This window comes from Mesorhizobium sp. CCNWLY176 (genome assembly GCF_037153935.1).
Lineage (GTDB): Bacteria > Pseudomonadota > Alphaproteobacteria > Rhizobiales > Rhizobiaceae > Mesorhizobium_M > Mesorhizobium_M zhangyense.
This window is the reverse complement of sequence record NZ_JBBBDZ010000005.1, coordinates 216489-237686: the sequence shown is the minus strand read 5'-3', so window position 1 is coordinate 237686 and position 21198 is coordinate 216489. Positions and strand designations below refer to the sequence as shown.

The 21198-nt window shown below is 63.1% G+C and carries 27 protein-coding genes; 12 read left to right on the top strand and 15 right to left on the bottom strand.

The window, feature by feature from the left end; genetic code table 11:
* Positions 1–73 precede the first annotated feature (73 nt).
* Positions 74–694: a TetR/AcrR family transcriptional regulator gene (locus WBQ96_RS10850; RefSeq protein ID WP_336549853.1), complete on the bottom strand. Its 621-nt coding sequence runs from the start codon at positions 692–694 to the stop codon at positions 74–76.
* A 79-nt stretch (positions 695–773) separates the two neighbouring features.
* On the opposite strand from WBQ96_RS10850, the gene WBQ96_RS10845 reads away from it, so the two are divergent.
* A complete protein-coding gene (locus WBQ96_RS10845) occupies positions 774–1394 on the top strand; it encodes an NAD(P)H-dependent oxidoreductase (RefSeq protein ID WP_165118412.1) in 621 nt (206 codons plus the stop codon).
* Positions 1395–1472: 78 nt separating this feature from the next.
* Here the strand turns inward: WBQ96_RS10845 and WBQ96_RS10840 are convergent, their stop codons facing one another.
* Positions 1473–3674, bottom strand: coding sequence for an esterase-like activity of phytase family protein (locus tag WBQ96_RS10840; protein ID WP_336550289.1), 2202 nt, complete (start codon positions 3672–3674; stop codon positions 1473–1475).
* Between the two features lie 231 nt (positions 3675–3905).
* Here WBQ96_RS10840 and WBQ96_RS10835 point away from each other — a divergent pair, with 231 nt between their 5' ends.
* Both WBQ96_RS10835 and WBQ96_RS10830 read left to right on the top strand, forming a co-directional pair.
* Entirely contained in the window at positions 3906–4607 is a 702-nt protein-coding gene (locus tag WBQ96_RS10835; protein ID WP_336549855.1) for a DUF1013 domain-containing protein, read from the top strand.
* Positions 4608–4668: 61 nt separating this feature from the next.
* Positions 4669–5469: a dienelactone hydrolase family protein gene (locus WBQ96_RS10830; RefSeq protein ID WP_336549858.1), complete on the top strand. Its 801-nt coding sequence runs from the start codon at positions 4669–4671 to the stop codon at positions 5467–5469.
* Between the two features lie 24 nt (positions 5470–5493).
* Here the strand turns inward: WBQ96_RS10830 and WBQ96_RS10825 are convergent, their stop codons facing one another.
* From WBQ96_RS10825 to WBQ96_RS10805, 5 genes are all read right to left on the bottom strand, one after another.
* The gene (locus WBQ96_RS10825; protein WP_336549860.1) at positions 5494–5973 is read right to left on the bottom strand and encodes a DUF1801 domain-containing protein; all 480 of its coding nucleotides are present in this window, start codon (positions 5971–5973) and stop codon (positions 5494–5496) included.
* A gap of 5 nt (positions 5974–5978) precedes the next feature.
* Entirely contained in the window at positions 5979–6209 is a 231-nt protein-coding gene (locus WBQ96_RS10820) for a hypothetical protein (protein ID WP_336549862.1), read from the bottom strand.
* Between the two features lie 40 nt (positions 6210–6249).
* Entirely contained in the window at positions 6250–6660 is a 411-nt protein-coding gene (locus WBQ96_RS10815) for an SRPBCC family protein (protein WP_336549865.1), read from the bottom strand.
* Positions 6657–6980 (bottom strand): ArsR/SmtB family transcription factor, encoded by a 324-nt coding sequence (locus WBQ96_RS10810; RefSeq protein WP_091916311.1) that lies wholly within the window; start codon positions 6978–6980, stop codon positions 6657–6659. The genes WBQ96_RS10815 and WBQ96_RS10810 overlap by 4 nt, the downstream gene beginning before the upstream one ends.
* Before the next feature lie 124 nt (positions 6981–7104).
* On the bottom strand, positions 7105–7398 hold the full coding sequence (locus WBQ96_RS10805) for a hypothetical protein (RefSeq protein ID WP_337035889.1): 294 nt from the start codon (positions 7396–7398) through the stop codon (positions 7105–7107).
* A 195-nt stretch (positions 7399–7593) separates the two neighbouring features.
* On the opposite strand from WBQ96_RS10805, the gene WBQ96_RS10800 reads away from it, so the two are divergent.
* Positions 7594–8295, top strand: coding sequence for a class I SAM-dependent methyltransferase (locus tag WBQ96_RS10800; RefSeq protein WP_336549869.1), 702 nt, complete (start codon positions 7594–7596; stop codon positions 8293–8295).
* A gap of 9 nt (positions 8296–8304) precedes the next feature.
* Here WBQ96_RS10800 and WBQ96_RS10795 read toward each other — a convergent pair whose 3' ends face one another.
* Positions 8305–8760, bottom strand: coding sequence for a carboxymuconolactone decarboxylase family protein (locus tag WBQ96_RS10795; protein ID WP_336549870.1), 456 nt, complete (start codon positions 8758–8760; stop codon positions 8305–8307).
* 117 nt (positions 8761–8877) lie between these two features.
* Here WBQ96_RS10795 and WBQ96_RS10790 point away from each other — a divergent pair, with 117 nt between their 5' ends.
* Positions 8878–9750, top strand: a complete 873-nt coding sequence (locus WBQ96_RS10790; protein ID WP_336549872.1) for a sigma-70 family RNA polymerase sigma factor — start codon at positions 8878–8880, stop codon at positions 9748–9750.
* A gap of 15 nt (positions 9751–9765) precedes the next feature.
* Here WBQ96_RS10790 and WBQ96_RS10785 read toward each other — a convergent pair whose 3' ends face one another.
* Positions 9766–10335 (bottom strand): helix-turn-helix domain-containing protein, encoded by a 570-nt coding sequence (locus tag WBQ96_RS10785; RefSeq protein ID WP_336549874.1) that lies wholly within the window; start codon positions 10333–10335, stop codon positions 9766–9768.
* Positions 10336–10425: 90 nt separating this feature from the next.
* Between WBQ96_RS10785 and WBQ96_RS10780 the strand changes: the two genes are divergently transcribed.
* The 3 genes from WBQ96_RS10780 (at position 10426) to WBQ96_RS10770 (ending at position 12956) form a co-directional block, all read left to right on the top strand.
* Positions 10426–11334, top strand: coding sequence for an SDR family oxidoreductase (locus WBQ96_RS10780; RefSeq protein WP_336549876.1), 909 nt, complete (start codon positions 10426–10428; stop codon positions 11332–11334).
* A gap of 202 nt (positions 11335–11536) precedes the next feature.
* A complete protein-coding gene (locus WBQ96_RS10775) occupies positions 11537–12205 on the top strand; it encodes an AlbA family DNA-binding domain-containing protein (protein WP_336549878.1) in 669 nt (222 codons plus the stop codon).
* On the top strand, positions 12198–12956 hold the full coding sequence (locus tag WBQ96_RS10770) for a hypothetical protein (RefSeq protein WP_336549880.1): 759 nt from the start codon (positions 12198–12200) through the stop codon (positions 12954–12956). Before WBQ96_RS10775 ends, WBQ96_RS10770 begins: the two co-directional genes overlap by 8 nt.
* Before the next feature lie 117 nt (positions 12957–13073).
* Here the strand turns inward: WBQ96_RS10770 and WBQ96_RS10765 are convergent, their stop codons facing one another.
* From WBQ96_RS10765 to WBQ96_RS10740, 6 genes are all read right to left on the bottom strand, one after another.
* The gene (locus WBQ96_RS10765; RefSeq protein ID WP_165118386.1) at positions 13074–13790 is read right to left on the bottom strand and encodes a helix-turn-helix transcriptional regulator; all 717 of its coding nucleotides are present in this window, start codon (positions 13788–13790) and stop codon (positions 13074–13076) included.
* A 4-nt stretch (positions 13791–13794) separates the two neighbouring features.
* Positions 13795–14202 (bottom strand): hypothetical protein, encoded by a 408-nt coding sequence (locus tag WBQ96_RS10760; RefSeq protein WP_336549883.1) that lies wholly within the window; start codon positions 14200–14202, stop codon positions 13795–13797.
* Between the two features lie 82 nt (positions 14203–14284).
* Complete coding sequence (locus tag WBQ96_RS10755) at positions 14285–14866, bottom strand: DJ-1/PfpI family protein (RefSeq protein ID WP_336549885.1); 582 nt, start codon at positions 14864–14866, stop codon at positions 14285–14287.
* Positions 14867–14884: 18 nt separating this feature from the next.
* A complete protein-coding gene (locus WBQ96_RS10750; protein ID WP_336549887.1) occupies positions 14885–15061 on the bottom strand; it encodes a hypothetical protein in 177 nt (58 codons plus the stop codon).
* Between the two features lie 279 nt (positions 15062–15340).
* On the bottom strand, positions 15341–16129 hold the full coding sequence (locus WBQ96_RS10745) for an SDR family NAD(P)-dependent oxidoreductase (protein ID WP_336549889.1): 789 nt from the start codon (positions 16127–16129) through the stop codon (positions 15341–15343).
* Positions 16130–16248: 119 nt separating this feature from the next.
* Positions 16249–18156: a propionyl-CoA synthetase gene (locus WBQ96_RS10740; RefSeq protein ID WP_336549891.1), complete on the bottom strand. Its 1908-nt coding sequence runs from the start codon at positions 18154–18156 to the stop codon at positions 16249–16251.
* 352 nt (positions 18157–18508) lie between these two features.
* Between WBQ96_RS10740 and WBQ96_RS10735 the strand changes: the two genes are divergently transcribed.
* The 4 genes from WBQ96_RS10735 to WBQ96_RS10720 all read left to right on the top strand — a co-directional run bounded on the left by WBQ96_RS10735 (position 18509) and on the right by WBQ96_RS10720 (position 21184).
* Positions 18509–18670: a hypothetical protein gene (locus WBQ96_RS10735; RefSeq protein ID WP_091909320.1), complete on the top strand. Its 162-nt coding sequence runs from the start codon at positions 18509–18511 to the stop codon at positions 18668–18670.
* A 261-nt stretch (positions 18671–18931) separates the two neighbouring features.
* The gene (tolQ, locus tag WBQ96_RS10730; protein ID WP_336549894.1) at positions 18932–19642 is read left to right on the top strand and encodes a protein TolQ; all 711 of its coding nucleotides are present in this window, start codon (positions 18932–18934) and stop codon (positions 19640–19642) included.
* Between the two features lie 12 nt (positions 19643–19654).
* A complete protein-coding gene (tolR, locus tag WBQ96_RS10725; protein ID WP_165118372.1) occupies positions 19655–20113 on the top strand; it encodes a protein TolR in 459 nt (152 codons plus the stop codon).
* Positions 20114–20119: 6 nt separating this feature from the next.
* Positions 20120–21184: a hypothetical protein gene (locus WBQ96_RS10720; protein WP_336549897.1), complete on the top strand. Its 1065-nt coding sequence runs from the start codon at positions 20120–20122 to the stop codon at positions 21182–21184.
* The last annotated feature ends 14 nt before the right edge of the window (positions 21185–21198 follow it).

Genomic DNA, 21198 nt, shown 5'->3' with positions numbered 1-21198 from the left:
TCCGAGCCCGCCGGACCCTGTCCGGCGGGTTTTGTCGTTCTTGGCTTGGGCCGGCTTGGCGACATGAAAATTGTCACCGCGCACTTCTGCCGACCATTGCGACAATCGTCTCGAAAAGCTCGTCCTGCGCCTGCGCGGCGGTGATTTCTCCGGTAGCGGCAGCATTGGACAGCGCCTCGGCCGCCCCGAGCATCGCCCAGAGACCAGCCGACGCAACGGCACGACCGCCCGCGAACGGACTGAGCGCGACGCGGCATTTCTCGATGAATGCCGCCTGATAGTCGCGTTTGATCTTTTCGAGTTCTGGCGAACCCGCCAGCGCCGCGGTCACTCCAGGTATCTCGCGCCCCTGGAGAAGCACGCAGTCGACATAGGACGATGCGATAACCCCGGCCCTGCTCGCCAAATTCGGCTCGCTTGCCTGAAGTGCGGCGTCCATGAGCGCTGTTTGGCGTGCATCGTATTCCCGATAGAGCACCGCCAGCAGCCCGTTGCGCGTACCGAAATGATCGTACACGACCGGCTTCGTGACATTCGCCCGCTCGGCGAGCCACCCAAGCGTCAAGGCGTCCGTTCCCTCTTCCCGAACCACCCGCCATGCAACATCCAGAAGCTGGCGATGCCGATCCTCCCGCGACAGGCGACGACGCGGCGGCGAGTTGGAACCCTGTTCATTCGTTTTGGTGCTTGACATCGCTATATACCAAGAGTAACTTACTAAAAGTATATAAGCCTCATTCATCAACTGCAATCATTCAGCCGGAGCTTTCAACATGCACGCGCTCATCGTCGTCGCGCATCCCGATCCCAAATCGCTCACCCATAGCGTCGTCGCGCATGTCGCCGAGGGCTTGTCCCTGTCCGGCCCCGGCAATTCCTTCGAAATTGCCGACCTTTCGGCGGAAGCTTTCGATCCGAGGTTCAGCGCGACCGATATCGCGGTTCACCTCAGGCAGACGCCGATCTCTGCGGACATTGCCGCCGAGCAGGCGAGGATCGATCGCGCAGACGCACTTGTCCTGGTCTATCCGGTCTACTGGTGGTCGATGCCGGGGCTTCTCAAGGGATGGATCGACCGCGTGTTCACAAACGGCTGGGCCTACGACGAAGGCCCGGACACCAAGCCGGCAAAGAAGCTTCGCCATCTGAAAGTTCATCTGGTCGCCATCGGAGGCGCCAACCTGCGAACCTATGCGCGACATGGCTATTTCGGCGCGATGAAGACGCAGATCGATCATGGCATCTTCGACTATTGCGGCGCTAGGGTGGTAACGTCCGAACTCCTGCTGCCATCGGAAACGCAGGATATGAGTTCTCATCTGGACACGGCCCGCGCCATTGGCCGCAATCTCTTCGATGCATCAGGGCAACGCCTAATGGCCAACGTAGCATGAGCGCGTGGCCTGCCGTATCCAACAAAAACGGCCGCAGCTTTCGCCGCGGCCGTTTCGTTGCCGGCTAAGTTTCCGCAATCAGTTGATCGCCGCGATATTGCCCAGGCGCAGGAACAGGGTTTCGCCCGAGGAGTCGTCGACGCCGTCATTGTCGGTGACGACATAGGCGTCGCCATTGGCGTCGATGGCAAAACCTTCGACCTTGTCGACGACATAGCCGTTGGTGGCGGCCTTCAGGTCGGGCACGAGGTCGCGCACCAGCGTCTTTTCGACCAGCGGCAGCTCGCCGTCGAGCTTGGCCGGCTTGAAGGCGTCGAGCGAAATGGACTGGACGCTCTTCAGCCTGGCTTCCGCGCCGATCAGGTTGTCGCGCTCGATGATGTAGAGCTTGCCGTCATGGGCGGTGATTTCCGACAGGCCTACCCAGCCCTTTTCGGTCTTTTCGAGCGGGTAGCGCACGCCCGACCATTCCTTGGCCTTTGGCTTGTAGGCGAGCAGCTTGACCTGGTCTTTCGGATCGTCGGCCCATTCACGCTGCACGGCCATGACCAGTGTCAGGTCGTCGCCCTCGCCGATGGTGGTGATGCCTTCATAGCCGAAGCGGCCGTCCTTGCCGAGGAGTTCGGCCGGCAGCGGGATCTCCTGCTTGATCTCGCCCTTGGCGTTGACCTTGTAGATCGCGTTTGCCGTCAGCTTGGCGGCATCGCCTTCCGAGGCCAGCCAGAAACCGTCATCGCCGTCCGACGCGATACCTTCGATGTCGAGCTTCTGGGCCGGCGCGCCGTCGCGAGTGACGACCAGCTTGCTGGTGATCACGGCCGGCGTCTTGGTGGCATCGATGGTGAAGATCGACGGCTGCGAGCGGTAGACCGAGTCTGACACGGCATAGAGCTTGCCGGCCTCCTTGGGATCGGCGGCGAGGCCGGAGAGCGCGCCCCAGCCGATCGGCTTGCCGTCTTCGGCGGTGCTGGAAACGATCATCGGATAGGCGGCTGCGCCTTCGCCCATCTCATAGACCATGACATGCGAGCGCACGCCGCCGTCCTCGACCAGATCGGTCTCGTTGGCGGTGACGAGCAGGTTGCGCGAGGGGATCGCGACCAGACCTTCCGGACCGATGCCCGAGGGCAGGAGCTGGACGAATTCCGGCTCGGTGCCGGTGTCCTTGTAGACGGCGATCATCGAAGCGCGCTCACTGGCGATGAAGATGTACTGCGTGTCGCCGAACCTGGCGACTTCAGCGCCTTCCAGCTCGACGCCCTTCTTGTTGCGCTTTTCCGGGTAATGGCCGGCAGCGGCGATCTTCATTTCGAGCGACGGGCCGGATTCGTAGAGCACCTTGCCGGTCTTGTCGAAGATGGTGAAGGAGCGCGAACCGCCCTTGTAGTCGCCTTCATTGGCGATGACGAAGCGGTCGTTGTCGAGCCACTTGATCGCGTCGGGCTCGCGAGCCACGCCCTTCATACTGCCGGTGAAGTTCAGCGCGCCGTCGTTCTTGGTGTCGACGCCTTCGAGATCGACCGTGCCGGCGGAGAAATGCGCCGTGACCTTGCCGGTTTCGGCATCGACGATGGCGATGTGGTTGTTTTCCTGCAGCGTGACGGCGATTTCATTGGCGTCGTTGAAGTCGACGAATTCCGGCTCCGGGTCTTCCGGTGCGATTTCCGACAGGCCGGTCATGTCGACGGTCTTGATGGTGGCGCAGTCGGGCGTGCCATCCTTCAGCGAGACGATCTTCAGGAAGCCGGCCGGGAGCTGCGGCAGCTCGCCGTCGTTCAGCTCTTCGTCGCGTTCGTTTTCGATGGCGATGGCCGCGAACTTGCCGTCCTTGCTGACGGCGACGGAATCGGGCTGGCCGCCGAGATCGCAGGTGGCTTCGATCTTCCTGGTGGCGGCGTCGATGACGGTGAGGTTGCCCGATGGCTTGGCCTTGCTCTCCGACGTGTTGACGCCGGCCAGGACTTTCGTGCCGGCGAAGACGACGGAAGTCGGCTCACCCTCGATCTTGACGATGCCGCCGGCCTTGGGTGCCCTGGCGTCGGAAATGTCGATGAAACCGACCGCGCCGAGCGGGCTGTCGGAATAGACCAGCGTCTTGCCGTCTTCGCTCGCCTTGATGATTTCGGACGAGGTCGGCGTCTTCTGCTCGATGTCGGCGGGCAGGTTCGAGGCGACCGGGAAGGAGGCAACCCTGTTGAAGAAACTGTCGGCATGGGCCGGCAACGAGACCGAAGCGGCAAGTGCCGCCGTGAGTATCAAAAGGCGGGAGTGACGGGGCATCATGGACCTCTCCTGGTTGATGGTTTCCATGCTGCTTTGGGCGATCGATATTTCAGCGCGATGACGGACGGGTGACAGTTCGATGACAACGACAGGTCATCGAAGCCTGCTGCGAAGTTTTCTTGCTCCCAGCCGCGAACAAGGTTATATACGCCTCGAATTTCCCAATTCCGGTGGTCTGAACCACCGCCCGCGCACAAGGGACGCGGGCGAACGAGAGGATATTATCTGATGGCCAACACGCTTCTGATGCCCAAGGCGACCGCAGTCTGGCTGGTCGACAATACAGCGCTTTCCTTCGAGCAGATCGCCCAGTTCTGCGGCCTGCACCCGCTGGAAGTGAAGGCGATCGCCGACGGCGAGTCCGCGCAGGGCATCAAGGGCATGGACCCGATCATGACCGGCCAGCTCACCCGCGAGGAAATCGCGCGCGGCGAGAAGGACGGCAACCATCGCCTGAAGCTTTCCGAGCCGAAGGTGCGGGTGCCCGAGAGCAAGCGCAAGGGCCCGCGCTACACGCCGCTGTCCAAGCGCCAGGATCGCCCCAACGCCATTCTGTGGCTGGTGCGCAACCACCCCGAGCTGAAGGACGCACAGGTTTCGCGCCTCGTCGGCACGACCAAGGCGACCATCGAGCAGATCCGCGAGCGCAAGCACTGGAACTCCGCCAGCCTGCAGCCGATGGACCCGGTGACGCTGGGCCTGTGCTCGCAGATCGACCTCGACATCGAAGTGCAGCGCGCCTCCAGCGGCCGCCCGGCTGCCGCCCCGTCCGGCGACACGCTGCTGCCGGCTTCCATGACCGAAAGGCTGGAGCCGAAGATCGAAGCGGTTGCCGACGAGGACAAGGAACTCGACGCCAACGCCGTCTTCGCCAAGCTCTCGGCGCTGAAGTCCAAGACCCCCGACGAGGACGAAGACGACCGTCCCTGATTGCAAGGCATATCAGCCCGCAATCGATGGATTCAAAGGCCCCGCAAGCGGGGCCTTTTTCATGACAGGACCGGATACCGACCGCATGAGCGCAGCACTGTTCCGTTTTTTGCGAGGGCCACTTCTCCTCGCATGGCTGATGCTGGCATGCGTCACCGCCTTTGCAGCCGAAACGCCGCCTCAGAAAACGAAAATCCCGACGCCGGCAGGCAATGTCCTTGTCGAAAAATATGGCGCAGCCGGCGGATCGACGCGGCCTGCCATAATCATGCTCAGCGGAAGCCGGGGATTGGCGGCGCCTGCCTATGGCGAGATCGCGCACAAGTTCCAGGCGGCTGGGATGGATGTCTTTCTCTTGCACTATCTCACGCCGGAGGACATCGACGCGATCGAGCGGGCCGGAAGCGCATCGGCGCGCAAACGATATTATGACAAACGCCTTCCTCATTGGACCGCATCGGTTCGGGCGGTCGTGGCGACGTTGAAAAGAGAGCCGCTATACGGCGATAGAGTAGGACTGCTCGGCATATCGCTTGGCGCGAATGTTGCCGCAGCGAGTGCCGCAAATGCTTCCGGCGTAAGCGCCCTTGTGCTGGTCGATGGCGGTTTTCCCGAAAGCCATGCAGGCCAGGTGCGGTCGATCCCGCCGCTCCTGTTGATATGGGGGAGCGCCGATCAGGTGTTTCCGCTGTCGACCGGACGTAGCCTGCAAAGAACAGCCGCCGCCCTCGGCGGCACCGCCATCCTCGACATCTACGACGGCGCCCGGCACGATTTCTTCATTCGACCGGGCCATCAGGCGCAAACCGCCCGCGAGCGCGTCACGAGGTTCCTGCTGGAGCGTCTTGCCCCGAAACCTTAGAAGCCGCGTGCCCGCCTCTGCCGCTCACATTCGTTCGCCGGGCAACTGGCTGGCCTGCTTCACCCAGTCGGCGAACCGGGCCTCGTCGAACTGATCGTCCTCGTGGATGTCGAGATAGCGCACATCCTTCTGCTTGGAGGTGCCGGGCGGAAGAGGGTGCAGGGACGCGCCCTTGAAGAAGGCAACCTTGATGTACCTGGTCATGCAGTGAAAGCTGAGAAACCAGTTTCCGCTCTCGACGCCGTAGAAAGGCGAGTTCCATTTGACGGCCTTGCTGACGCCGGGGACGATGCGTTCGATGAGCGCGTCGAGACGCCGCCCAAGGTCGCTTTTCCAGCCCGGCATGGCCGCTATATAGGCCTGCACCGGGGCGTCTCCGTATCCCTTGGCGATCTGCGGGTTGCCGCCCGAGAGGAGCACGACCTTGCCGGGCTCCGGCTTAGGTGCTGGTTTTCGCGGCTTGCCGGGCGCGCTCAGTGATGTGCCGGACTTTTCATCGGCCATTGTATTCACGCCTCGCTGGCGGTGCTTTGCCCGTTACGCCACCTGGCGGCATAGGGCAGCGCAAACAAATACAGCCCGGTGAGCAGGAGCAACGCAAGCGGGAACAGCGGCAGGAAATACACCCACTGGACGGGCTCCTTCCCGGCGCCCAATGCGATGAAGATGGCGGCGACGATCACCGTAAAGATGATCGACGTCCAGCGGTGGAACTGCCGAATCCAAAAATTCCACTTCATGAGATCCTCCTTTCACATGGGTAAAGCTTGGCAGCGCGCTTCAATCGGGCCGTGCCAGGACCTGCTCCAGGGCTGCAAAGAACCTTTGCCAGCCAACCGTGGCGCCCCGGTAGTAAGGCTGCTGATCCGGCCGGAAGCCTGTCTGCTCCATGCGCAGGCGCGTCCCCGTGCTCGTCGGAATGAGCGACCATGTGACGACGCTTTCGAGATCCTTGGTCTCCCAGGTGTAGGACAGCTTCCTGTTCGGCTCGACTGCCTGCACCCGGCAGTCGACGGCGCCCCAGTCTGCGCTGAGATTGAAGCGGTGATCCACGACCGGCTTGAAATCGTTCTTCATAAGCCACTCCTCGATGAGGTGCGGCTGGGTTAGCGCGCGCCAAATCTTTTCCGGCGCAAAAGGAACCTCCCGTTCGACAATGACGGAGAGTGTTTCGGTCGCTGTATCGTTCATTGATCCATCCTTTTAAGCAGGTCTTCGAGGTCGTCGAACCGGCTTTGCCAAAACCCGCCCATCTGGTTTGTCCAGTCGATCAACGGGGCCAGGGCGCCGAGCTGCGCGCTGTAATGCGTCTGGCGGCCTTCGTGGCGGTCGTGCACCAGCCCGGCCCGCTTCAGAACCCCGAGATGCTTTGATACGGCAGGTTGCGAGACTCCGGCCTGGGCCGTCAGGGCGACCACCGTCTGGGCTCCGTCGCGGCACAGCCGCTCAAAGATGGCCCGCCGCGTCGGATCGGCGAGCGTTCTGAAAAGGACATCGTGGGGCTGCGTCATCGCCATCCATAACTCTCTGGCTATTGATTGAAATCAATAACCGCCGAGATATGGATGTGTCAAGGGATGCCTTTGAGCCTCGAACCGTTCAGGCTATCTGTTCGCACTTTCTCGGCGCGACGTTCTAGCGACGCGCCTCCAGCATGATCGGCATGCGGCCGCCGACATGCATGCCCTGGAAACCGCCTGTCGAAACGGCCGGGAACGCATGGCCGGGGAAACCCGGGCCATGATGATGCGGCGGTGGTGGCATGTGGTGGCAGCGCCAGCCGCAGCGGACTCCGCCGTCGAATGCAAAGCCGTCGTAGCCGTCATAGTAGCCCAGTGGCGCGTAGGCGGCGTAGCCGGGTCCGTAGACATCTTCCGTTACGCAGCCCGCCAGCGGTGCCAACAGGCCCAGTGAAAGTAGCAAGGCCATACGCATAGTCCTTACCTCCTGATGTAGGCAAAGATTGCGCCCCGATGGTGCTACAACTGTGATGATGACAGGGCCTGGGCAATCACGAACCGATCAAATTTGCGGTGTTGGAGCGTGTGGTTTCAGGGCCTTAAGCGGCTCGGGATTCGGCTCTGAGCTTGACATCGAGATACTAAACGTAACAATAAAAGTTACATGACTAGAAACGACGATCTCCCCTCCGTGCCCGAAAGAGAAGCAGCCGCTTTCAACGCCGCCCATGCGCGTTCCTATGCGGAGGGGCCGCCGCGTCAGGTGCCCGGCTTCGCCGGCCTGCATCGCATGACTTCGATGCTCCTTTCGGAGCGCGTCCCCTCGGACGGCCGGGTTCTGGTCCTCGGGGCGGGCGGCGGCCTCGAGCTGAAGGCTCTCGCCGACGCTCATCCCGGCTGGACGTTCGACGGCGTCGACCCGTCGGCCGAGATGCTCCGCGTGGCCGAGCAGATCGCGGGACCGCACGCCGAGCGCATGCGCCTTCACGAGGGCTACATCGATGCCGCGCCGGGAGGACCGTTCGACGGCGCCGCCTGCCTGCTGACGCTCCATTTCGTTCCCCGCGACCAGCGCATCGAGACGCTCCGGCAGATCCACCGCCGCCTGATGCCCGGTGCACCGTTCGTCGTCGCGCACATCAGCTTTCCGCAGACCGAGCCCGAGCGATCAATGTGGATAGACCGCCACATCGCATTCGCCGGAACCGACCCCGCCAACGCAGAGAACGCCCGGCGGGCGATCGGCAACAGGCTGTCCATTCTGTCGCCCGAGGAAGACGAGGCGATGTTGCGCAAGGCCGGGTTCTCGAACGTCAGCCTGTTCTATGCGGGGCTCAGCTTCAGGGGCTGGGTGGGCTACGCCTAGGCCAACCAGTCAGCCCCACGACCCGGCGATCTGCCGCGTCGTCACGTTGAGGCGGTTAAAGACGTTGGTGGTGGCGATCGACAGGATCAGCGCCGACAGCGCCCGCTCGTCATAGTGGCGGGCGGCCTCTTCCCAGACCTCGTCCGGCACCGGATCGGCGCGGTCACTGAGCCGCGTGACGGCTTCGGTGAGCGCGAGTGCTGCGCGCTCGGCATCGGTGAAATAGGGCGCGTCGCGCCAGGCTGCGACGGCAAACAGCCGCTCGTCCGTCTCGCCGGCCTTCTTGGCCGATTTCGCGCCCATGTCGACGCAGAGGCCGCAGCCATTGATCTGGCTGGCGCGCAGATGGGCGAGTTCCAGCGTCTTGGCCGGCACGTCGCCCTTTTCCGTCGCTGCCTTGAGCGCCAGAATGGCCTGCATGGCGTTGGGGATGATCGCTACCGGGTTCTTCATACGGGATTGCATTGTCGGTCTCCTCTAGTGTCTTTCAAGCTTCGATCTGACGGGCCCGGACCGTCTCGTCACATTGGCCGGGTTTCGTTCGTCATGGCTATGACGGACCGCAAGGAGGAAACGTGACAGATGACCGAAGAAAAATTTCTGGCTGATCGCTTCGAGGCAAATCGCGCCCATCTGCGGGCAGTTGCCTACCGCATGCTCGGCTCGCAGAACGAGGCCGACGACGCAGTGCAGGAAGCCTGGCTGCGGCTCAATCGCTCCGATGCCGGCGCGGTGGAAAATCTCGGCGGCTGGCTGACGACGGTGGTGGCGCGCATCTGCCTTGACATGCTGCGCTCGCGCAAATCGCGGCGCGAGGAACCGCTGGAGGTGGATGGCTCCGCGCCGATAGCCATACCGGACACTTCGGCCGATCCCGAACGCGAGGCGATCATGGCCGATTCGATCGGCATCGCACTTCTGGTGGTGCTGCAGACGCTGGCGCCGGCCGAGCGCGTCGCCTTCGTGCTGCACGACATGTTCGACCTGCCCTTCGACGAGATCGCGCCCATCGTCGGGCGCACGCCGGAAGCGTCGCGGCAACTGGCAAGCCGCGCCCGAAGGCGGGTGCAGGGCGCGGATGCCAAGGCTGAAACCGATCGCAGCCGGCAGCGCGAAATCGTCGATGCTTTTCTTGCCGCTTCGCGCGGCGGCGATTTCCAGGCACTGCTGACCATGCTTGCCCCCGATGTCATCTTCCGCGCCGACCCGACCGCTGCGCGCATGGGCTCGCAGGCCGAGATTCGCGGTGCGCAGGCCGTGGCCGCCACCTTCAATGGACGCGCCCAGGGCGCGCAGACGGCGCTGGTCGACGGCGGCGTCGGGGTTCAGGTCGTCGTCGGCGGACAGCTGCGCGTTGCGCTGCGCCTGACCATCGCAGACGGCAGGATCACAGCCATCGATGCCATCGCCGACCCGGACCATCTCGCCCGGCTCGGCGTGACATCGCTCGATTGAGGGCAACCGCCATCGTCACCGACGGGCGGTGGCGATGGCGCCGACGAAGTGCCTCAGGCCGTCCTCGACGAAATCAGCGACGCTGCCCTGTGGGTCGAAACCCCACCACAGCAGCGAGCCCTGCCATTGCGAGGCCATCAGCAGGCCGATGCCGGCGGGTGCATCGGGAACGCCGTCAAAGCAATCCTCAAGTGCGCCGGAAAGGGCCGCCTTCCACGCTGCACCGCGCGCCCGCAGTGCGGGATCGCGAAGGTCCTCGCGCAGCACCAGCAGGCCCTCGGCATAGGTTTCGATGCCGCCATAGTCCTGCGACAGCCCGACCAGCAGCGCGATGGCCCCGTCGGGCGTCTTCGGCGTGGTGGCGGCAAGCCGCGCGGTCTTGTCGTCCAGCCCGTCCCAGGCATGCAGCAGTGCCTTCTGCTTCAGCGCCGCCTTGGTGCCAAAACGCTGCACCAGTGTCGCCGGCGAAAGGCCGCAGGCGCGGCCGAGGCTATCGAAGGTCAGCGCCTCTGGTCCCCTCTCGTGAATGATTTTAAGCGCGGCTTCCAGCACCTGCTCGTCTGACAGCATCTTGCGGCGGGGCATCTTGACTTCCATTTATAAACGAATATTCACTTATAAATAATTCCGGCCGCGAAGGCCAGCGCTGATGGTGGTTGATCACAGGAGAGTTCGATGACGCTTGCCGGAAAAGTCGCTCTTGTCGCGGGTGCTACGCGCGGTGCCGGCCGGGGCATCGCGGTGGAACTGGGCGCGGCGGGCGCGACCGTCTATGTCACCGGGCGCACGACGCGCGAACGGCAGTCGGAATATGCCCGGCCCGAGACCATCGAGGAGACCGCCGAACTGGTCACCGCCGCCGGCGGCAAGGGCATCGCGGTGCGCGTCGACCATCTGGTTTCCGATGAGGTCCGCGATCTGGTCGCGCGCATCCGCACCGAGCAGGGCCGGCTCGACGTGCTGGTCAACGATGTCTGGGGCGGCGAAAAGCTGTTCGAATGGAACAAGCCGGTGTGGGACCACGATCTGGAAAACGGCCTGCGCATGCTGCGGCTGGCCGTCGACACCCATCTCATCACCGCGCACCACGCCCTGCCCCTGCTGATTGAGCGACCGGGCGGCCTGCTGGTCGAGGTGACGGACGGCACCGCCGAGTATAACGCCGAGCACTACCGGCTGTCGCCCTTCTACAACCTCTGCAAGGCCTCCGTGCTGCGCATGGCCTGGGCGCACGCCAAGGATCTTGCGCCGCACGGCGCGACGTCCGTTGCGATCACGCCCGGCTGGCTGCGCTCCGAAATGATGCTGGAAGCCTTTGGCGTGAAGGAGGAAAACTGGCGCGACGCCACCGCCAACATCCCCCACTTCATCATCTCCGAAACCCCGCGCTTCGTCGGCCGCGCCGTGGCAGCGCTCGCCGCCGACCCCGACCGCGCCCGCTGGAACGGCCAGTCACTGTCCAGCGGTGGCCTGGCGCAGGTCTACGGTTTTACAGACCTCGACGGCTCAAGGCCGGATGCCTGGCGCTATGTGCCGGAGGTGCAGGATGCGGGCAAGCCGGCGGATGCGACGGGGTATCGGTGAGGGGGTGGAGATATCTTCGCGCAGTGACCATGTTGCTAGCCACGAGGTCAGCGACGCCCCCTGCCGGGCCCCCCCGAATCCCCGCGTAGGCTGGAAGCGTTAAACCAAAGTCAAAAGGCATCGCCTATCTTAAATAGGTCACATGAGCTAAGAGGCATGGGCTATTCAAACTAGCCCCAGAATGAGGAGTAAGGGCTACTCCATGGAAATCGACCAACAGCAGATCGATGCTCTCGCGGCTAATCCGACAGAGTCCCTCAGTGTCGAGGTGAAGAGGTGGATCGATCCCAACACCGTACCGGGGCAAGCAAAGATCATCAAAGCCGCCTTGGCCTTGCGGAATCGCAACGGAGGATTCCTCGTGGTCGGGTTCGATGACAACGGGGCTCCGGATGTCGCCAACCAGCTTGCCGATCCGCGCGCAGGCTTCCACATAGATGTTATCCAAGGGTTGGTTTCGCGATATACTCAGGAATTCTTCGAGGTTGGCGTTGGCTTTTCGACGCGTGAGGGTTTTGAATATCCAATTATCGTAGTGCCGGCGGGTGTCCAAACTCCCGTAGCCGCTAAGCGCGTTTTGGATGGCCCCAACAATCGACTTATCAATCTTGGCGATGTCTACTTTAGAACGTTAGCCGCCAACGGCACGCCGAGCACCAGCGTAGCGAGGCCCGAGGACTGGCGCGAAATCATCGGAATCTGCTTCGATAATCGCGAAGCTGACGTCGGCCGATTTCTTCGCCGGCAACTGGCAGGTCAGGATCCCGCCGCACTAGCATCGGTGCTTTGGGGAATCACGGCGAGCGCACCAGCTGTCAGTGTCGGTTCGACTTTGGAGGAAAGAGCGAAGAGGCTGTTTGACGATGAGTGACGCGCGGTTTCGGGAAGCACTCAGGAGGGCGGGACTCGCCGACCACGACGTCGTTAGGAAGATGGCCGAGTCCCTCACCTGGGAAATTGCGCTCGTTGTTGATCCTGAATGGGAGGCGCGCGTGCCCGATAAGGACTTCCTTGCAAAGGTATTGGGCAGCAATCCTAATTACACTGGATGGCCAATCTGGCTTGACTCACGATCCTTCCGAGAAGCGAAGGACCGTCCCGTGGTTCATGATGGGGCTTGGGAGGCGATCATAGCGTCAACCGTCGAAGACTGGTCGGCCCACTTGGACTTCATGCGGCTCGACCCCCGCGGGAGGTTCTACCTTCGGCGAGCGTTGCAAGATGACCAAACGCCAAAGGTTGCCCCGGCGACCGCCTTAGACCCTATTCTAATGATCGTCCGCGTCGCCGAAGCGATAGCGGTGGGCATCGCCATCACCAAAACACTTATTGGCGAAGGAGCGCCACGTCGGCTGGGCTTTGCCTTCAAGTGGACGGGACTTGCCAATAGGATACTGAAGACTTGGGCAACTCCATCGGTCTTGATGATCGGCGAACGTCGCGCGCACGACAACGAGGTTTCAACCTATGTCGAGCTCCCTTCGGACACGCCTGTCAACGCCATCGCCCCAGCAGTACAAACCGCAACTCGCGGTCTCTTTGCTTTATTTGACGGAGAAGTGATCCCGTCGCACGTCATCGAAGATTGGTCAAACAGGCTAATCGAGCGGCGTTTGACATAGAGGCTGTCTGAGGAGCGATGAATAGCAGATCGCGTTGCCGTCAGCTTTGCTTGGATCGGACAGAGCGCCAGAACACCTCGATCACCCACTCCTTCACGGAGTTGAGTCGCACTCAGATTAAGCCCCCGCCGATCTCGCCCCACTCCCGTCATACTCATTCCTTTCCACCCGCCGATAAAAGTCCGCCAGTTGCTTGCCGCGTTCGTGGCGGAAGGGGCGGCCGGAGGGGGTGATTGCGCTGATGCGGTCTATGCGGAAGGCGCGGAAATCGTCGCGCATCTCGCACCAGGCGACCAGCGTCCAGACCTTGCCCCAGAACCACAGGCCGAGCGGGCGCACGTCGCGTGCGGTGGTGCGGCCGGCTTCGTCGCGATAGTCGAGCGTCAGCACGTCGCGCTTTTCGACGGAGCGCTCCAGAATGTCGATCGCCTTGCGGTCGGCGTCGCTGACCACCCACATCGGCGTGTGGATTTCCGTGCGGGCGATGCGGTCCTTCTCGGCGTCTGGCAGCACCGCGCCGATCTTGACCAGCGCCTCGTCTGCGGCCCGCGCCATGGTCGCGCCGCCGAAGGCCCTGACCATGCGCGCGCCGGCGACGAGTGCTACGATTTCATCTCTTGTGAACATGAGCGGCGGAAGGTCGAACCCTTCCCTCATTATGTAGCCGACGCCGGCCTCGCCATCGATCGGCACGCCCGTCGACTGAAGGTCGGCGATGTCGCGATAGATCGTGCGCTCCGACACTTCGAGCCACTGGCCAAGTTTCTGCGCGGTGACCAGCCGGCCGCCGCGGAAATGCTGAACGATCTGAAAAAGCCTGTCGGCGCGCCGCATGGTGTTATCCCGTCAATCCTTCGCGCTGCCGCTGCTCGGCAACGAAGCCCGCGCCGAAGGTCAGCCGCTTCGTCGTCGGTGTCTTTGCATCGAGCACCCGCCAGAACGGCGTGATGTCATTGAGGTCCGCGCCGCGCTCCAGCGCCTCATGTGCCGCCTCGGCCACCGTGCGCAGATGATAGCCTGTGTAGATCGGGCAGGTAACTTCCGCCTTGTGGGCCACAGCCAGCGTCTTGCGCATCGTCACCACGTCGACATGGTGGCCGGCGGGAATGGCGCGAATGAAATCGTCGACCAGCTTCGGCGTCGGCACCAGCATGACCTCGCCCTTGCGCATGCCGGCAATGTTCACCGGCGCGGGCTTGATCTCGACTTTCGCCGGCGCGTTGAGCCTGTCGGTCCAGCTTTTCATGTCGAGCATCCTCCACGATCCCGAAATGGCAACATGGCATGATCCTCCTGACAGCATAATGTCAGGAGCCTCGTCGGGATAGTCAGGAATATTCGCGCGCAAACAGCGAGCGCATTTCGCTGACCGTGTCCGCGCGCTCGGGATAGAGCGTGCGCAGGAACTCCAGCGCGAATGTGCCGGAAGCGGAACCGGCGGCAGAGACGACGCGGCCATCAACCACTGCGTGCGGCACGTCCTGGTAGTTTTCTCTGCCTGCATAGTCCGGCTCGTGCTGAAGGATCCAGTCGCGGCCGTTGCTGGTGTGCTTTGTGCCCTCGAACAGGCCGGCGCGGGCCAGTGCCAGCGTGCCGGCGCAGATGCCGCCGACCACGCCGCCGCGTTCCTCGACGGTGTGCAGCAGTGCCGAGACATCCGGCGCCTTTTTCGAGGCCCAGCCGTCGGACCCGATGACGGCAATGGCGTCAAGATCGGCATTTTCCGCGGGATCGGCGCCCCGGTCGGGCGTAAGACGGAAACCGCTCATCGATGTCACCGGCTCGCCGGTCGGGGTCAGCGACACGGCGCGCGCGCTGAACCACTCGACCGCCGAACCGGAAAGCAGGCCGTACTCCCAGTCGGCAAGACCCTCGATGAACAGGAACCCTATCGTTTTCCCTGCGGACATGAGCATCACCTTTTCCGCTCAACCGCGACGTGCGCGGAATGCACGGCGGGCGGCGTAGTTGTCCGGCCAGCCTATATCCTTCTGGATGCTGTGCGGAAGGGAATTGATGAGGCGCTCGGTGCGGATATCCTCGTGCAGGGTCTGGAACTTGCCAGCGTAGTGCCTGATGGTGTTGAAAATATCGGTGGTAAACATGACAGTTCTCCTTCGTTGATGGAGACACTATCCCACACCCGTACTGACAGCAGTCTGTCAGGAGGGTGGCAGCGTTGGTGGAAAGGTTTGTTGCGGTCGTTTCAGGCGATCAAATGCAGCCCCCTCTCCGTCTCGCTACGCGAGCCACCTCTCCCCATTTCATGGGGCGAGGAACCCAAGTCCTGAAATGTCTCGGCCTCTGCGGGTACCGGTTCCTCGCCCCGCTTGCGGGGAGAGGTGGCTCGGCGAAGCCGAGACGGAGAGGGGCCTTGCTTAAGCCTAAGCCCCCTTCACCGGCACCGTATAATTCAGCGGCAGGCGGCCGCCATCGGCGTAGATGGTCTGGCCGGTGATGTAGCTGGCGTCATCACCGGCAAGGAACGCCGCGATCGCGGCGATTTCCGAAGGCTCGCCGACGCGGCCCATCGGCGTACGCGACAGGATGCGGTTCTTCGCCTCCGCGTCGTTGTTCACGCTGGACAGCATGTCGGTCATGATCGAACCCGGCCCGATGGCGTTGACGCGGATGCCGTAGGGTGCCAGCGACAGCGCCATGACCCTGGTGAGTTGGTTCACGCCGCCCTTGGAGACGGAATAGGGCAGCTGGTTGGCGATGGCCAGCACGGCGTTGATCGACGACATGTTGACGATCGAACCAGGCGAACCGCCATTGCCGACCTTCTCGACCATATATTTCGCCACCGCCTGGCCGGCAAGGAATGAGCCTTTCAGATTGACCTGCAGGACGCGGTCGAAATCTTCTTCCTTGAGGTCGAGGAAATCGGCGCCGTGGACGATGCCGGCATTGTTGACGAGGATGTCGATGTCGCCGAAGGCATCGATGGTGGCGGCGACCAGATTGTGGATGTCGAGGCGCTTGCCGACATCGGCCTTGACGAACTGGACCTTGCCGAGCTTGGCGAGATCGCGTTCGGCCTTTTCGCCCTTCTCGTGATCGACATCGGCGATCATCACCCGGGCGCCGTCATGCAGGAAGCGCTGGGCAATCGCCAGCCCGATGCCACCCGCCGCACCCGTTACGATCGCTGTCTTGCCGGTAAGGGCCATGGAATTCTCCTGTCAGTCAGCCGTCCAGCGGCGCTTGTGACGGACACTTATCGCAAGGACAGACCCGGTCAACCGCTCGGCGTCAGATGACCGGCAGGGCAGAGTCCGCGGGCAGTCTCTCAGACGCCGATCCCGCGCGCGTTCAGCACCGCCTTGATCTCATCAAGGATGGCGGGATCGTCGATCGTGGCCGGCATCTTCCATTCTTCGCGGTCGGCGATCTTCTGCATGGTGGCGCGCAGGATTTTTCCCGACCGCGTCTTGGGCAGGCGCTTGATCGCCACCACGATGCGGAAGGCAGCGACCGGCCCGATGCGATCGCGCACCAGCGCCACCACTTCCTTTTCGATCTCGGCGGTGTCGCGGGAAACGCCGGCGTTGAGCACGACGAAGCCGCAGGGCACCTGCCCCTTCATGGCGTCGGCAATGCCGATGACGGCGCATTCGGCAACATCGGGATGCTCGGCCAGCACCTCCTCCATGCCGCCGGTGGAAAGCCGGTGGCCGGCGACGTTGATGATGTCGTCGGTGCGCGCCATGATGAAGAGGTAGTTCTCATCGTCGATATAGCCGGCATCGGCGGTTTTGTAATAGCCAGGGAATTCGATGAGATAGGCCTCGCGAAAGCGCTCGTCGGCGTTCCACAGCGTCGGCAGGCAGCCGGGCGGCAGCGGCAGCTTGACCACGACATTGCCGAGCGTGCCACGCTCCACCGGGTGGCCGGCATCGTCCAGTATCTGCACGTCATAGCCTGGCATCGGCACGCCGGGAGACCCGTATTTGACCGGCAGCTGCCCGAGCCCGACCGGATTCTGGCTGATCGGCCCACCGGTCTCGGTCTGCCACCAATGGTCGATGACGGGAACCTTGAGATTACGCTCGGCCCATTTGATCGTCTCCGGATCGGCGCGCTCGCCGGCCAGGAACAGCGTGCGGAACTTCGACAAATCGTATTTCGGCACGAACTCGCCCTTGGGGTCCTGCCCCTTGATGGCGCGGAAGGCGGTCGGCGCGGTGAACAGGGCAACGACGCCGTGCTCGGAAATCACCCGCCAGAAGGTGCCGGCATCGGGCGTGCCGACCGGCTTGCCCTCGAACAGGATGGTGGTGCAGCCGTGCAGCAGCGGCGCATAGACGATGTAGGAATGGCCGACCACCCAGCCGACATCGGAAGCGGCCCAGAACACTTCGCCGGGCTTGACGCCGTATTCGTTTTCCATAGACCATTTCAGCGCCACCATGTGCCCGCCATTGTCGCGCACGACGCCCTTGGGCTGGCCGGTGGTGCCGGAGGTGTAGAGCACATAGAGCGGATCGGTGGCAGCGACCGGCACGCAGGGGACCTCGCGGCCGGCGGCTTTCGCAGCTTTGACCGTCTCGGCGTAATCGACATCGCGGCCGGGGATCAGGTCGCAGGTCAGCTGCTCGCGCTGGAGGACGATGCAGGCGGACGGCTTGTGCCGCGCCAGCTCGATGGCGCCGTCGAGCAGCGGCTTGTAGGCAACGACGCGCCCCGGCTCGATGCCGCAGGAAGCGGATATGATCAGCTTCGGCGTCGCATCGTCCAGCCGGGTTGCAAGTTCGCGCGCGGCAAAGCCGCCGAACACCACCGAATGGACAGCCCCTATGCGGGCGCAGGCAAGCATGGCGAAGGCAGCTTCCGGCACCATCGGCATATAGATGATGACGCGGTCGCCTTTCTCCACGCCTTGATCCTGGAGCACGGCGGCGAGCGCTGTCACTTCCGCCAGAAGCTCGGCATAGGTGAATTTCTTCTGGGTGCCGGTGATCGGGCTGTCGTAAATCAGCGCGATCTGGTCGGCGCGTCCCCCGGCGACGTGACGGTCGACCGCGTTGAAGCAGGTGTTGCATTCGGCGCCTGAAAACCAGCGGCCATAGACGCCGGCGTCGGCGTCGAAGACCTTGTCCCACGGTTTTACCCAGTCGATGTCGCGCGCCGCCTCGGCCCAGAACGCCTCCGGGTCCTTTTCCCAGCTTTCGTAGACTTCATGATAACGCGAACGCATCGCAACACCTCCCAAGCGGCGACAGACTGTGGGCGTCTTAGATGAAGATCAGGGCCGGCGTCCATCTGACTAAGGGATAGATGTGAGATTTTTGACCCGTGGAATGCTCCACTTAAGGTCCCCTCTCCGTCTCGGCTTCGCCGAGCCACCTCTCCCCGCAAGCGGGGCGAGGAACCCAAGTCCTGAAGCGTTGCGGCCTCGCAGAACCTAGGTTCCTCGCCCCCATGAAATGGGGGAGAGGTGGCGCGCGAAGCGCGACGGAGAGGGGGAACTACGGCATCCGCCAGCGCACCACCTCTACTATTGCAATCCCCGCTTTGACAGCCACCCCCATTGCTGCTCAAACACGCGCATGTCCAAGGCGCTGTCGCTCGTCATCATAGCCATCATGGCAATCCAGCTCATCAAGCCGCTCGGCTTGCCGGGCCTGAGGCAGCGGCGCGATTTCTGGAAGCTGGCGGTGCTGGCGCTGGGCGCGATCGGGATCACTGTATTGCTGAGCCACGCCGTCTGAAGAACACGTTGCGAAAAATAAAACGCATCGCATTCGCGCGCCGCAAACACTAACTCATCCTTAACCATAACAGTTCATGAAGAAGATCGTTAGGAATGCGTCTTTTTTTAACGCCTTCCTTTGACCAAATTTCGCCCCGAAAAGGCCGGGTAACGGCGCATTTTGGGGCACTTCCGGAAGCTTCGCGCGAACGGACCACATGGGATGATGCGCAAGGGCGAGCCGCGAGCGGCGCCCGGAAATATTAAGGACTGTCTTATCATGGAAAATCTCGCACTCGCCGAACCGAGCGCACAACTGTCCATCTGGGCGCTTTTCTGGCAGGCCGGCTGGGTCGTCAAGCTGGTCATGCTCGGCCTGCTCGGCGCTTCCGTCTGGACCTGGGCGATCGTCGTCGACAAGCTCATCGCCTATAACCGGATGCGCGCGGCGCTGAACCGCTTCGAGCAGATATTCTGGTCGGGACAGTCGCTGGAAGAGCTTTACCGCACGCTGTCGGACCGCAAGACCACCGGCATGGGCGCGATTTTCGTCGCTGCCATGCGCGAGTGGAAGAAGAGTTTCGAGAAGGGCGCAAAGGCCCCACTCGGCCTTCAGACCCGCATCGACAAGGCGATGGACCTGGCGCTGACCCGCGAGATGGAGCGCATGGAAGGCCGGCTCGGCTTCCTCGCCACCATCGGTTCGGCAGCCCCCTTCATCGGCCTGTTCGGCACCGTGGTCGGCATCATGACCTCGTTCCAGGCCATCGCCGGATCGAAGTCGACCAACCTCGCCGTCGTCGCGCCCGGTATCGCCGAAGCGCTGCTGGCGACCGCTATCGGCCTGCTCGCCGCTATCCCGGCGGTCATCGCCTACAACAAGCTGTCATCGGACGCGAGCAAGATCGCGGTGCGCATGGAAGGGTTCGCGGATGAGTTCTCCGCCATACTCTCGCGCCAAATCGATGAAAAAGTCGCGGCCAAGGCCTGAGGTAGAGCAATCATGGGAATGTCTGTAGGAGCGGCGGGAGGCGGACGCGGAGGGCGCGGCCACAGGCGGCGCGGCCGCCATCACGGCCTGATGTCCGAAATCAACGTCACGCCCTTCGTCGACGTGATGCTGGTGCTGCTCATCATCTTCATGGTGGCGGCCCCACTGATGACGGTCGGCGTTCCGATCGACCTGCCGGAAACGCAGGCCAAGGCGCTGAATTCCGAAACCCAGCCGATCACCATCTCGATCAACCAGGCCGGCCAGATCCACATCCAGGAAACCGAGATCCCGATCGAGGAACTGGTGCCCAAGCTCGGCGCGATCGCGCAGGCCGGCTATGAGGAACGCATCTATGTGCGCGGCGACAAGACCGCCGACTACGGCACGGTGATGCGGGTGATGGCGCGCATCCAGGCGGCCGGCTACACCAAGATCGGCCTTGTGACGCTGCAGGAACAGGACCAGTAGAATCCGATGAAGGCCGGTCTCACCACATCGGTTATCATGCATGCCGCGGTCCTTACCTTCGGCCTGCTGACGCTGTCGGCACCGAGCGCCCTTGAGGTCGCCGATGTCGAGGCGTTTCCGGTCGACATCATTCCGATCGAGGAAATCACGCAGATCCAGCAGGGCGACAAGACCGCAGCGGTAAACGAAAAGCCTGCGCCCAAGCCGACGCAGCGCCCCGACATCGTGCCGGACGCGCAGAAGGTCGGCGAAAACACCGTCGACACCGACAAGAAGGTGACGCCGGAAGCCAAGCCCAAGCCGGTCGAAGCAGCCGACGCGCCGCCGCCCTCGCCCGAGCCGACCCCGAAGCCTGCGCCCGAGCAGCCCAAGCCCGAGCCGGTCAAGCAGGAAGAGCCCAAGCCGACGCCGGTGCCCGCCACGGAAGTGACGCCGCAGCCGCAGCCCAAGCAGGAAGTGAAGCCGGACCCGGTGGCCGAGACGATCGCGGCTGAAAAGCCCGACGCCGAGACGGTACAGTTGCCCAACACGGCGCCCTCGCCGGCCGCAAAGCCGCAGCCGCCGCAGGCCCAGACGGCAAAGACGCCCGACCGCAAGGAAGCGGAAAAGCCGGCCAAGGAAGCAGCCGCCAAGCCGAAATCGACGGAAAAGTCGTTCAACGCCGACGAGGTCGCAGCGCTCCTCAACAAGGACAAGGCTTCCGGCGGCGGCGCCAAGCGCTCGACCGAACAGGCATCGCTGGGCGGCGAAAAGACCACCGGCGGCTCGAAGCTGTCGATGAGCGAGATGGACGCGCTGCGCGGCCAGGTACAACGGTGCTGGAACATTCCGGCCGGCGCGCTCGACGGCGACACGCTGAAAGTTTCGGTCAAGTTCAAGCTCGACCGTTCCGGCGCGCTGGAAGGCAGCCCGGAGATCATTTCCGGCGGCGGCAGCTCCGGCGTCGAACGCGCAGCCGCTGAAGCCGCCCGCCGCGCCGTCTCGCGCTGCTCGCCCTACAATCTTCCCGCCGATAAGTATGACGCCTGGGCTGACGTCATCGTCAATTTCGACCCCAGCGAGATGTTCTGACCCACATCCGCGCA

Excerpts from the sequence above, each read along its gene's own strand:
- WBQ96_RS10825 (WP_336549860.1), bottom strand. The coding sequence starts at position 5,973 with ATGGCCGATGAAAAGTCCGGCACATCACTGAGCGCGCCCGGCAAGCCG.
- WBQ96_RS10810 (WP_091916311.1), bottom strand. The coding sequence starts at position 6,980 with ATGACGCAGCCCCACGATGTCCTTTTCAGAACGCTCGCCGATCCGACG.
- WBQ96_RS10815 (WP_336549865.1), bottom strand. The coding sequence starts at position 6,660 with ATGAACGATACAGCGACCGAAACACTCTCCGTCATTGTCGAACGGGAG.
- WBQ96_RS10850 (WP_336549853.1), bottom strand. The coding sequence starts at position 694 with ATGTCAAGCACCAAAACGAATGAACAGGGTTCCAACTCGCCGCCGCGT.
- tolR (WP_165118372.1), top strand. The coding sequence starts at position 19,655 with ATGGGAATGTCTGTAGGAGCGGCGGGAGGCGGACGCGGAGGGCGCGGC.
- WBQ96_RS10755 (WP_336549885.1), bottom strand. The coding sequence starts at position 14,866 with ATGTCCGCAGGGAAAACGATAGGGTTCCTGTTCATCGAGGGTCTTGCC.
- WBQ96_RS10845 (WP_165118412.1), top strand. The coding sequence starts at position 774 with ATGCACGCGCTCATCGTCGTCGCGCATCCCGATCCCAAATCGCTCACC.
- WBQ96_RS10760 (WP_336549883.1), bottom strand. The coding sequence starts at position 14,202 with ATGAAAAGCTGGACCGACAGGCTCAACGCGCCGGCGAAAGTCGAGATC.
- WBQ96_RS10720 (WP_336549897.1), top strand. The coding sequence starts at position 20,120 with ATGAAGGCCGGTCTCACCACATCGGTTATCATGCATGCCGCGGTCCTT.
- WBQ96_RS10775 (WP_336549878.1), top strand. The coding sequence starts at position 11,537 with ATGGAAATCGACCAACAGCAGATCGATGCTCTCGCGGCTAATCCGACA.
- WBQ96_RS10785 (WP_336549874.1), bottom strand. The coding sequence starts at position 10,335 with ATGCCCCGCCGCAAGATGCTGTCAGACGAGCAGGTGCTGGAAGCCGCG.
- WBQ96_RS10795 (WP_336549870.1), bottom strand. The coding sequence starts at position 8,760 with ATGCAATCCCGTATGAAGAACCCGGTAGCGATCATCCCCAACGCCATG.
- WBQ96_RS10770 (WP_336549880.1), top strand. The coding sequence starts at position 12,198 with ATGAGTGACGCGCGGTTTCGGGAAGCACTCAGGAGGGCGGGACTCGCC.
- tolQ (WP_336549894.1), top strand. The coding sequence starts at position 18,932 with ATGGAAAATCTCGCACTCGCCGAACCGAGCGCACAACTGTCCATCTGG.
- WBQ96_RS10830 (WP_336549858.1), top strand. The coding sequence starts at position 4,669 with ATGACAGGACCGGATACCGACCGCATGAGCGCAGCACTGTTCCGTTTT.
- WBQ96_RS10765 (WP_165118386.1), bottom strand. The coding sequence starts at position 13,790 with ATGCGGCGCGCCGACAGGCTTTTTCAGATCGTTCAGCATTTCCGCGGC.
- WBQ96_RS10780 (WP_336549876.1), top strand. The coding sequence starts at position 10,426 with ATGACGCTTGCCGGAAAAGTCGCTCTTGTCGCGGGTGCTACGCGCGGT.
- WBQ96_RS10840 (WP_336550289.1), bottom strand. The coding sequence starts at position 3,674 with ATGCCCCGTCACTCCCGCCTTTTGATACTCACGGCGGCACTTGCCGCT.
- WBQ96_RS10805 (WP_337035889.1), bottom strand. The coding sequence starts at position 7,398 with ATGGCCTTGCTACTTTCACTGGGCCTGTTGGCACCGCTGGCGGGCTGC.
- WBQ96_RS10835 (WP_336549855.1), top strand. The coding sequence starts at position 3,906 with ATGGCCAACACGCTTCTGATGCCCAAGGCGACCGCAGTCTGGCTGGTC.
- WBQ96_RS10790 (WP_336549872.1), top strand. The coding sequence starts at position 8,878 with ATGACCGAAGAAAAATTTCTGGCTGATCGCTTCGAGGCAAATCGCGCC.
- WBQ96_RS10745 (WP_336549889.1), bottom strand. The coding sequence starts at position 16,129 with ATGGCCCTTACCGGCAAGACAGCGATCGTAACGGGTGCGGCGGGTGGC.
- WBQ96_RS10750 (WP_336549887.1), bottom strand. The coding sequence starts at position 15,061 with ATGTTTACCACCGATATTTTCAACACCATCAGGCACTACGCTGGCAAG.
- WBQ96_RS10735 (WP_091909320.1), top strand. The coding sequence starts at position 18,509 with ATGTCCAAGGCGCTGTCGCTCGTCATCATAGCCATCATGGCAATCCAG.
- WBQ96_RS10820 (WP_336549862.1), bottom strand. The coding sequence starts at position 6,209 with ATGAAGTGGAATTTTTGGATTCGGCAGTTCCACCGCTGGACGTCGATC.
- WBQ96_RS10740 (WP_336549891.1), bottom strand. The coding sequence starts at position 18,156 with ATGCGTTCGCGTTATCATGAAGTCTACGAAAGCTGGGAAAAGGACCCG.
- WBQ96_RS10800 (WP_336549869.1), top strand. The coding sequence starts at position 7,594 with ATGACTAGAAACGACGATCTCCCCTCCGTGCCCGAAAGAGAAGCAGCC.